Raw genomic sequence first — 5349 nt, 5'->3', positions numbered from 1 at the left:
CTGCTGGAGATCTGATGCTTCCCCAGGAAATCATCCGCCGCAAGCGCGATGGCCTCAGGCTGTCGGAGGAGGAGATCGCCGGCTTCGTCGCGGGCGTGACGTCAGGCGCCGTTACCGACGGCCAGGCCGGCGCCTTCGCCATGGCGGTGTTCTTCAACGGCATGAACCGCGACGAGGCCGTGGCGCTGACGCTGGCGATGCGCGATTCCGGCGATGTGCTCGACTGGTCGGACCTGCCAGGCCCGGTCACCGACAAGCATTCGACCGGCGGCGTCGGTGACAATGTCTCGCTGATGCTGGCGCCGATCGTCGCCGCCTGCGGCGCCTATGTGCCGATGATCTCGGGCCGTGGCCTTGGCCACACCGGCGGTACGCTGGACAAGATGGATGCCATCCCGGGCTACATCAGCCAGCCCGATGTCGCGCTGTTTCGCAAGGCGGTGCTCGAAACAGGCTGTGCCATCATCGGCCAGACCGCCGACCTCGCGCCCGCCGATCGACGACTCTATGCGATCCGCGATGTCTCCGGCACGGTCGAATCGGTGCCGCTGATCACCGCTTCGATCCTGTCGAAGAAGCTGGCGGCCGGGCTGCAATCGCTGGTGCTCGACGTCAAGGTCGGCAACGGCGCCTTCATGGAAAAATCGCGCGACGCCACCGCACTCGCCAACAGCCTGGTTGAGATCGCCAACGGCGCCGGACTGAAGGCCTCGGCGTTGATCACCGGCATGAACGAGCCGCTGGCGTCGGCCGCCGGCAACGCAGTCGAGGTGCGCAACGCCGTCGATTTCCTCACCGGCCGGTATCGTGACCGTCGGCTCGAAGATGTGACGCTGGCGCTGGCCGCCGAAATGCTGCAGTCGGCCGGGCTGGTGTCGTCCAACCAGGATGGCATGCGGCGCGCCACCGAGACGCTCGCCAGCGGCCGCGCCGCCGCCACTTTCGCACGCATGGTGGCCGCGCTTGGCGGCCCCGCCGATTTCATCGAGAAACCGGAAAAATATCTGCCTGCGGCGGCGACCGAACTTGCCGTCAAGGCGACCGCAAATGGCTTCGTCACCGGCATCGCCACCCGCGATATCGGGCTCGCCGTGGTCGGCCTGGGAGGTGGACGCACGCGGCCGGACGACCAGATCGACCCTGCGGTCGGCATCACCAGACTATTGCCGGTCGGTGCGGAGGTTGGGATCGGCGAGCCGCTGGCGCTGATCCATGCCCGCTCATCGGCCGATGCCGAGGCCGCCGCGGCAACCGTGCTTTCGGCCTATATGGTCGGCGCCTCGAAGCCGCCCGCCGACAAGTCGGTCATCCGGCGGATTCTGCCGCGCGGCTAGAGCAATTCCAGGAAAAGTGTGAAACGGTTCTCCCCGGGAAAAAGCGCATAGCGCTTTCCCTTGGGAATTTGGGAAAACGAATAGCCTTACTGGACGAGCAGCAGCGTGCCGTTCTCGACCTGGTATTTGTCGAGCCGGTTGAGGAAGCTCATGCCGATCAGATTGGTGCGCAGCGCCCTGTCGTCGAGCACGATGGTCTGGACGTCATTGACGGTGATGCTGCCGATCTGCAGGCGGTCGATCATGGCCACGGCCGCCTTGATGGTGCCGTTGGCGGTGTTGACCTCGCGGTTGAAGTCGGAAGCGTTCAGCGACAGGCCGATCCTGCGTGCCGTCGAAATGTTGATGGCGACCAATGTGGCGCCGGTGTCGATCATGCCGTCGACCTGACGTCCGTTGAGCTTGAAGGGTGACGAGAAATGCCCGCGTTCGTCTGCCGCGACGAGGACCTTGCGGCCCATCGGCAGCGGTGCCGCGGGCTTGTTGGGCACCGATGCCAGATTGACGTTCGGCTGGGCTTCGACCGCTTGTTTGCCCGGCACCGCCGACCTCAGCAGGTTTTCGACGAGTTGCGGATTCGACTGATACACAATCGGTATCGATGCCGATGTACCGGCGAAAACGGCGAGGATCAGAAGTTTGCGCAGCATGGATCGGCCTCGCCGCATGACCCCGAAAATCGGGAACGATTTTCGGAAAGGCTCATGCACAAAATCAAAGTGCTACAGCGTCCTTTGCGCGTCCGAAACGGACGCGCGGCGCTGTAGTGACAGCCGATCGTTAAGCCCGGATGGTGTTTGCCGCTTTAACGCGCGCCAAAACCGCGCCTTTGCGTAAATATTTGGTAAATCGTACCAGGCGACTTGGTCTGGTATTACTTGGTCCCGTACATGCGGTCGCCGGCGTCGCCGAGGCCGGGCATGATGTAGCCCTTCTCGTTGAGCTGGCGGTCGATCGAAGCGGTGAAGACGGGAACGTCCGGATGCGCCTTGATGAAGCGCTCGATGCCTTCGGGCGCCGCCAGCAGGCAAAGGAAACGGATGTTGGTGGCGCCGCGCTCTTTCAGCTTGTCGATCGCCGCGATCGCCGAATTGGCGGTGGCCAGCATCGGATCGACGACGATCACCAGCCGGTCGGCGAGGTCGCTCGGCGCCTTGAAGAAATATTCGACCGCCTCCAGCGTTTCGTGATCGCGGTAGAGACCGACATGGGCGACGCGCGCCGCCGGCACCAGGTCGAGCAGGCCTTCCAGCAAGCCGTTGCCGGCGCGCAGCACCGAGGCGAAGACCAGTTTCTTGCCCTCGAGCGTCGGCGCTTCCATGGTTTCCATCGGCGTTTCGATGGTCGTCGTCGTCAGTTCGAGATTGCGGGTGACCTCGTAGCCGAGCAGCAGCGAGATTTCGCGCAGCAGCCGGCGGAAGCCCGCCGTCGAGGTTTCCTTCTTGCGCATGATGGTCAGCTTGTGCTGGACAAGCGGGTGGTCGACGACGGTGACGCCCTGCATGGTGTTCTCCTGATGCCTGCGCCCGAAAATGCGCGCATCGCCCTTTCGGACGCGCCGCGCTTCAAGCTGCCTGGGCGAACCCTAGCGGCAATGCGCCGGCCAAGGAACCGCTTGGCCCGCACCGACCACAGCTTTGTCGGCGGAAATCAGCGTGCCGCGCTGTTCAACCGGGCAAGAAGTGCCGTCTTTGTCTTTCTATCGACGAAAGCGGCCTCGATGGCCGTTCTGGTGACGGCGGTCAGCGCCTTGTCGTTCATCGAGAAATGCTCGGCAGCGATATCGTATTCACGCTTGAGCGAGGTCCAGAAATAGGGCGGATCGTCGGAATTGAGCGTCATCTTGCAGCCTGCCGCCTGCAGGGCCGGAAACGGATGATCGGCGAAACTGTCGAACACCTTGAGCGCGATGTTGGAACCGGGGCAGCATTCCAGCACGATGCCCTCGTCGGCGATGCGCCGGACGAGGTCCAGGTTCTCGATGGCGCGCACGCCATGGCCGATGCGGGACGGACGGATGTGATCCAGCGCCGCCTGGACGGTCTCCCAGCCCGTCAGTTCGCCGGCATGGATGGTGATGCCGAGCCCGGCTTCGCGAGCGATCTCGAAAGCCCTGACATAGTCCTCCATATCACCGATCCGCTCATCGCCGGCAACGCCGAAACCGGTGACCAGCGGATGCCCGCAGCGCGCCGCGAAGCGCGCCGCCTGCTCGATCGACTCGACGCCGACATGGCGCACGCCGGTGACGATCATGCGGCCCTCGATGCCGGTCTTGGCCTTGGCGCGGGCCATGCCTTCGCCGAGCGCGTCGGTATAGGCCTTGGGCGACAGGCCGGCTTTTTTAGCGTGGTCCGGCGAGGTGAACACCTCGGAATAGATGGCGCCATCGCGGGCAAGGCTGGTCAGATAGTGGTCGGCCAGCCGCGCATAGTCCTCCTCGGTCCGGAACAGATCGGCGGAAAAATCATAAGCCGCCAGGAAGGAGGTGAAATCGTGCCAGACGAAGGAACCGTTCTGGATATAGGGCGAGGTGTCCTTGCCGTATTTCTGCGCCTGGCGGATGACGAGTTCGGGCGCCGCTGCCCCTTCGATGTGGCAGTGCAGTTCCGCTTTCAAAGGCATTCAATCATCCCGTCGGTCCGTCCAGGTCTCGAAAACCCGCCACCTGGAAGCGCGGCTGAACACCGCGCCTTAAACAATAGCGCCCGCACCATCGATCGGCTATGGTCCCGCCGGTTTTATGACGGATCAAAAAAATGTCAGTTGAGAGAACCACGGCCGCGGGCGGCATGGAAACCTCCTATGGTTTCAAGCGTGTAGGGGCTGGCGACAAGCAGTCCCTGGTCAACGATGTTTTCCACAAGGTCGCCAACCGCTACGACCTGATGAACGATCTGATGTCGGCCGGCCTGCACCGGCTGTGGAAGGACGCCATGGTCACCTGGCTCAATCCGCCTAAACGGGCGGGCTGGAAGGTGCTCGACGTTGCCGGAGGCACCGGCGACATTGCCTTTCGCATCGTCGATGCCAGCCACGGCAATGCCCATGCCACTGTGCTCGACATCAATGGCTCGATGCTGGCTGTCGGCCGCGACCGGGCCGAAAAGAAGGGCCTGTCCGGCAACACCGATTTCGTCGAGGCCAATGCCGAGGAACTGCCCTTCCCTGATGCCACATTCGATGCCTATACCATCGCTTTCGGCATCCGCAACGTACCGCGCATCGAGGTGGCCTTGGGCGAAGCGTTTCGCGTGCTGAAGCCCGGTGGGCGCTTCCTGTGCCTGGAATTTTCCGAGGTCGAGATGCCGCTGCTCGACAAGGCCTATGAAGCCTGGTCGTTCAACGCCATTCCAAAGATCGGCAAGATGGTCACCGGCGACGGCGAGCCCTATTCCTATCTGGTCGAATCGATCGCCAGGTTTCCCAACCAGCAGAATTTCGCGACGATGATTTCCCGCGCCGGCTTCGACCGCGTTTCCTTCCGCAACTATTCCGGCGGTATTGCAGCACTTCATTCGGGCTGGAAGCTTTGAGGCCGGACCGCATTTCTCACAATCGACGTGTGCTATGCCGGCTCAAAGAGCCGGCAGGGTTGGCGCGGCCATGAGCAATGTCAGTGCAGGATTCCGGCTCGTAAGGGCCGGCTGGGTGCTGGTCCGCGAGGGTGTCGTCGCCGCTCTGCCGGGTGAGGAACTGTCCGGCCTGCCGAAGTTCGGCTGGCGGATGGCACGGCTGTTCACGCGCCGCCGCGCGCTGGCCTATGAGCGCAGCGACCGGCTGGCCAAGGCGGTCGTCCGGCTCGGTCCCTCCTATGTAAAGCTCGGCCAGTTCCTGGCGACACGGCCCGACGTCGTCGGCAACGACATGGCGCTCGATCTCGCCATGTTGCAGGACAAGATGCACACCTTTCCGAAGGCCGAAGCCATAGCGGCCATCGAAGCCTCGCTCGGGCGCAAAGTCGGCGATCTCTACGCGCAATTCGGCGATCCGGTCGCCGCCGCCTCCAGCGCCC

At 63.5% G+C, this 5349-nt stretch carries 5 protein-coding genes and 1 pseudogene; 3 read left to right on the top strand and 3 right to left on the bottom strand.

Annotation, left to right across the window (positions count from 1 at the left end; genetic code table 11):
* Positions 1–14: 14 nt before the first annotated feature.
* On the top strand, positions 15–1334 hold the full coding sequence (deoA, locus tag EN932_RS28200; RefSeq protein ID WP_127368793.1) for a thymidine phosphorylase: 1320 nt from the start codon (positions 15–17) through the stop codon (positions 1332–1334).
* A gap of 86 nt (positions 1335–1420) precedes the next feature.
* On the opposite strand, the gene EN932_RS28195 is transcribed toward deoA, so the two are convergent.
* From EN932_RS28195 to EN932_RS28180, 3 genes are all read right to left on the bottom strand, one after another.
* The gene (locus EN932_RS28195) at positions 1421–1984 is read right to left on the bottom strand and encodes a TIGR02281 family clan AA aspartic protease (protein ID WP_024502797.1); all 564 of its coding nucleotides are present in this window, start codon (positions 1982–1984) and stop codon (positions 1421–1423) included.
* 224 nt (positions 1985–2208) lie between these two features.
* Positions 2209–2838, bottom strand: coding sequence for a uracil phosphoribosyltransferase (gene upp / locus EN932_RS28185; protein ID WP_013529626.1), 630 nt, complete (start codon positions 2836–2838; stop codon positions 2209–2211).
* 146 nt (positions 2839–2984) lie between these two features.
* Complete coding sequence (locus EN932_RS28180; protein ID WP_127368791.1) at positions 2985–3959, bottom strand: adenosine deaminase; 975 nt, start codon at positions 3957–3959, stop codon at positions 2985–2987.
* 134 nt (positions 3960–4093) lie between these two features.
* Between EN932_RS28180 and ubiE the strand changes: the two genes are divergently transcribed.
* Together ubiE and EN932_RS28170 are read left to right on the top strand one after the other, a co-directional pair.
* A complete protein-coding gene (ubiE, locus tag EN932_RS28175) occupies positions 4094–4870 on the top strand; it encodes a bifunctional demethylmenaquinone methyltransferase/2-methoxy-6-polyprenyl-1,4-benzoquinol methylase UbiE (protein WP_013529624.1) in 777 nt (258 codons plus the stop codon).
* Between the two features lie 70 nt (positions 4871–4940).
* A pseudogene (locus EN932_RS28170) lies at positions 4941–5349 on the top strand (ubiquinone biosynthesis protein UbiB); the annotation flags it as partial.

The organism is Mesorhizobium sp. M7A.F.Ca.US.002.01.1.1, from assembly GCF_004022955.1.
GTDB classification, from domain to species: Bacteria; Pseudomonadota; Alphaproteobacteria; order Rhizobiales; family Rhizobiaceae; genus Mesorhizobium; species Mesorhizobium ciceri.
This window is presented reverse-complemented; position numbering and strand designations above follow the sequence as displayed.